This window comes from Aquiflexum sp., assembly GCF_041749095.1.
GTDB lineage: Bacteria > Bacteroidota > Bacteroidia > Cytophagales > Cyclobacteriaceae > Aquiflexum.
In genome coordinates this window covers 1-3,168 of record NZ_JBGTCA010000301.1, presented here as the reverse complement: position 1 = coordinate 3,168, position 3,168 = coordinate 1, and the positions used below count along the sequence as shown (strand labels likewise).

The 3,168-nt window shown below is 39.2% G+C and carries 4 protein-coding genes; 1 reads left to right on the top strand and 3 read right to left on the bottom strand.

What is annotated here, in order from left to right; all coding sequences use genetic code 11:
• Positions 1-69 precede the first annotated feature (69 nt).
• Positions 70-474 (top strand): PIN domain-containing protein, encoded by a 405-nt coding sequence (locus ACEW8O_RS13905; RefSeq protein WP_373495229.1) that lies wholly within the window; start codon positions 70-72, stop codon positions 472-474.
• A 47-nt stretch (positions 475-521) separates the two neighbouring features.
• On the opposite strand, the gene ACEW8O_RS13900 is transcribed toward ACEW8O_RS13905, so the two are convergent.
• From ACEW8O_RS13900 to ACEW8O_RS13890, 3 genes are all read right to left on the bottom strand, one after another.
• Entirely contained in the window at positions 522-989 is a 468-nt protein-coding gene (locus tag ACEW8O_RS13900; protein WP_373495228.1) for a hypothetical protein, read from the bottom strand.
• 289 nt (positions 990-1,278) lie between these two features.
• Positions 1,279-2,046, bottom strand: coding sequence for a hypothetical protein (locus tag ACEW8O_RS13895; protein WP_373495227.1), 768 nt, complete (start codon positions 2,044-2,046; stop codon positions 1,279-1,281).
• A 221-nt stretch (positions 2,047-2,267) separates the two neighbouring features.
• Positions 2,268-3,038, bottom strand: a complete 771-nt coding sequence (locus tag ACEW8O_RS13890; RefSeq protein WP_373495226.1) for a superoxide dismutase — start codon at positions 3,036-3,038, stop codon at positions 2,268-2,270.
• Positions 3,039-3,168: the final 130 nt, after the last annotated feature.

The following is a 3,168-nucleotide window of genomic DNA, read 5'->3' as shown; positions in this document are numbered from 1 at the left end:
AAAAGTTTGATGGTTTGACCTTTGACAGTAAAGGAGCATATTTTTTCAGCAGAGAAGAGGCGACTGATTATGAGTAAAATCGCTATTGATACAAATGTTTTATTGTATTTTTTGGATTCTTCTTTAGATAAAAGAAGAACTAAAGCAGCAGAGTTGATTTTACAGAATCCTATTTTCAATTCACAATCACTAAGTGAGTTGATCAATGTTTTGAATAGAAGATGGAAGTTTCCAAAAGCTTCCATTATTGAAATCATCGCAAAGCTTATGGAGGAATGCAAATATGTTCCTATTACTGAAGAAACTATCGCTTTATCTTTCGATTTGGTTAAAAAATATGACTTTCAGCTTTTTGATGCATTCATCGTGGCAACGGCACTAGATTCAGGCTGTGAATTTTTATACACAGAGGATTTGCAACATGGGTTGGTAATTGAGAAAGAGCTTGTCATTTTCAATCCATTTAAAGAGTAGATCACTTTATTAGAATATTTTTTTTGTCAGATGAATTTTAATAAATCCTACCTCCCCAATACCCCCTTCAAATCCGCAGGCGAGTAATTTACCGATTTCAGAGTTTTCCGGTCATCCTTTCTAAAAACCAGAAACATTTCACCTTCTTTTTCATAGAAACAATCCACACCCTGACTTGCATAATGCTCAACTGTCATTTGGGCTTCCTCTGCGGTTTTGCAGGCCTTGCTCATATTTGATCTTTGCACCTCATCAAAAAGCTCCTTGAATTTGTCAGCCAATCCAAACTCCAAAATAGCCCCTGACAATACATACTGAATGTCACAAAGGGCATCGGCAACTTCCACGATATCTCCATTATGTATCCCTTCTTCCAGTTCCTTGAGTTCCTCCGAAATCAAGGAAAGCCGCAATTGGCATCGCTTGGCATCAGGGATCTGAGGTTCGGGAAGGATGGGATGTTTGAAAGTCTTATGGAAAGCTGCTACTGAAGTTAAGCTTTTGGGATCTTGCATGATATATGTTATTTGGGATTAAATTGTCTCACTTTGAATATTATCAAGATGAGTGATTTGGAACTTTGGTCAAAATAAAATAAAAATGGCCGGAATTTCCGGCCATCTAGGATCTTTTTTAATAATTCAAAATGTATATACGCAATCATGCCAGTAAATTGATAACCCAAAATCAATCATGGCAGGAGACCTAAATGTCCGGTACTGCGGTCTTCCGACTTCGGTCTTCCGTCCGGTCTGTAGAAAAATATTGGGCTACTGGCAAAAAAACGGATAACCATTTAATCAATTATTTTTTCTTAAACACTACTGCTGATTCGAGATTGCTCTCGATTTGGGTGAAAATAGCAGCATTGGCATCAACGCTTCCGGGACCAATATCAATTTTACCATGTAGATTGGAATCTACAGCTGTGGAAAAATTCACGTTGGCAAACAGTTTTTCCAAATCGAATACAAGTTCCATATCCGATTGTCCGTCCACATCTACGCCCTGACTGGACTCAGCTTTTGCAACGATCATTTTTTCTGCTTCCATCCAGATAATGCAGGCTTTTCCATTCGCCTCACCGCTCAGCCATAGGGATTTGTTGAACATAGGGTCGGACTGGGGTGCACTGGAATTTTTGAAAAGTCTGAAGTTCACTTCCTGATACTTACCATCCGGAGTACTGCCGGAACCCATTGTACTCGAACGTACAGATCCATCACTGATCAAAGTAAGAGATTGCTCTTTGGCTGTTGAACTCTGCAAGGAAGTGTTGACATTGGTTTTGAGGGTGATATTTCCTAAGCTGATACCTGCCAGAATATCTGCCTTGGCTGCATAGCGCATTTCCACATCTTTTGTTGCGACTTTGAATTCGGCTGTAGAAAAGCCATTGACTATGACACGTCCACTTGGGTTAGTACTTCCGTCATGTGCCGTGGCACTTAGGCTTGCTTGGCTCTGAGGCTCATCTAAAACTTCATCTTTGTTGTCATTGCAAGCCAGCATCAAAAATCCGATTGCCGAAACAAACGCCCATTTTGCGTAAATCAATGTTCTTTTTTTCATAATATATTTAAGTTGGTTTATGGCATGACTTACGCAATGAATATGCCGGCGGATCTTGTGAAAATTGACAAAAATCAAAGGTTATTATCCTAAATTCAAACAAAAATTACCAACCTTGCTAATTTGTGATTTTTTAGACTTATCTAAAATGGGATTCTAACAAAAAAAATAACGGAGCCCGAAAGCTCCGTCTTTTATAAAAATAATACTTATTGTTCATTTCAAACCAATGTATCATATCTTCTACCTACCTCGTCCCAATTGACCACATTCCAAAAAGCAGATACATAATCAGGTCTTCTGTTTTGATAATGCAGGTAGTATGCATGCTCCCAAACATCAATCCCCAATAATGGGATTCCTTGAAAATCCGAAATATCCATCAGTGGATTGTCCTGATTAGGAGTAGAACCAACCTTCAATAAATTATTATTATCCAATACCAACCATGCCCAACCTGATCCGAATCTGGTTTTCGCCGCAGTTTCGAATTCTTCCTTGAAAGATTCAAAACTTCCAAAAGCTCCTGTGATGGCCTCTGCTAAATTGCCACTTGGCATTCCCTGCCCCGCTGGGGTCATGATTTTCCAAAAAAGCTCATGGTTGTAATGCCCGCCTCCGTTATTCCGCATTTTGGTGGAATATTTGGATATATTCATCAACACCTCTTCCAAAGGTTTGCCAACATCCACGTTTTCTTCGGATGAAGCTTCTCCAAGATTCTTTGCATAACCTGCGGCGTGTTTGGTGTAGTGGATTTCCATGGTCATGGCATCGATGTGTGGTTCCAATGCCATATAATCAAAACCTAACGGAGTTTGTTCAAAACCTGTGCTCAGTGAAGAAACCGCTTCTTCTCCACTTTCTCCACCACCACAGGCGGTCAGAAATGCAGAGCCGATCATACTACTTCCTATGCCCATAGCAAAGGTTGCTTTGGAGCTATGGCTCAGAAATGTCCTTCTGGAAACATTAAAATTTGTCTTTTTCATAGATTGTTTTTTTCCTTTAGAAATGGTTTTTCATTCTCAAGAACTTCCAAGTTAACCAATTCGACTTGATTTTGAAACCATATATCAGACAATAAGTCTGAATTTGTGACAAGTTGGTTATGTTTGTAGA

Bases quoted from the DNA above. Each gene is read 5' to 3' on its own strand.
- ACEW8O_RS13905 (WP_373495229.1), top strand. From the start codon at position 70: ATGAGTAAAATCGCTATTGATACAAATGTTTTATTGTATTTTTTGGAT.
- ACEW8O_RS13900 (WP_373495228.1), bottom strand. From the start codon at position 989: ATGCAAGATCCCAAAAGCTTAACTTCAGTAGCAGCTTTCCATAAGACT.
- ACEW8O_RS13895 (WP_373495227.1), bottom strand. From the start codon at position 2,046: ATGAAAAAAAGAACATTGATTTACGCAAAATGGGCGTTTGTTTCGGCA.
- ACEW8O_RS13890 (WP_373495226.1), bottom strand. From the start codon at position 3,038: ATGAAAAAGACAAATTTTAATGTTTCCAGAAGGACATTTCTGAGCCAT.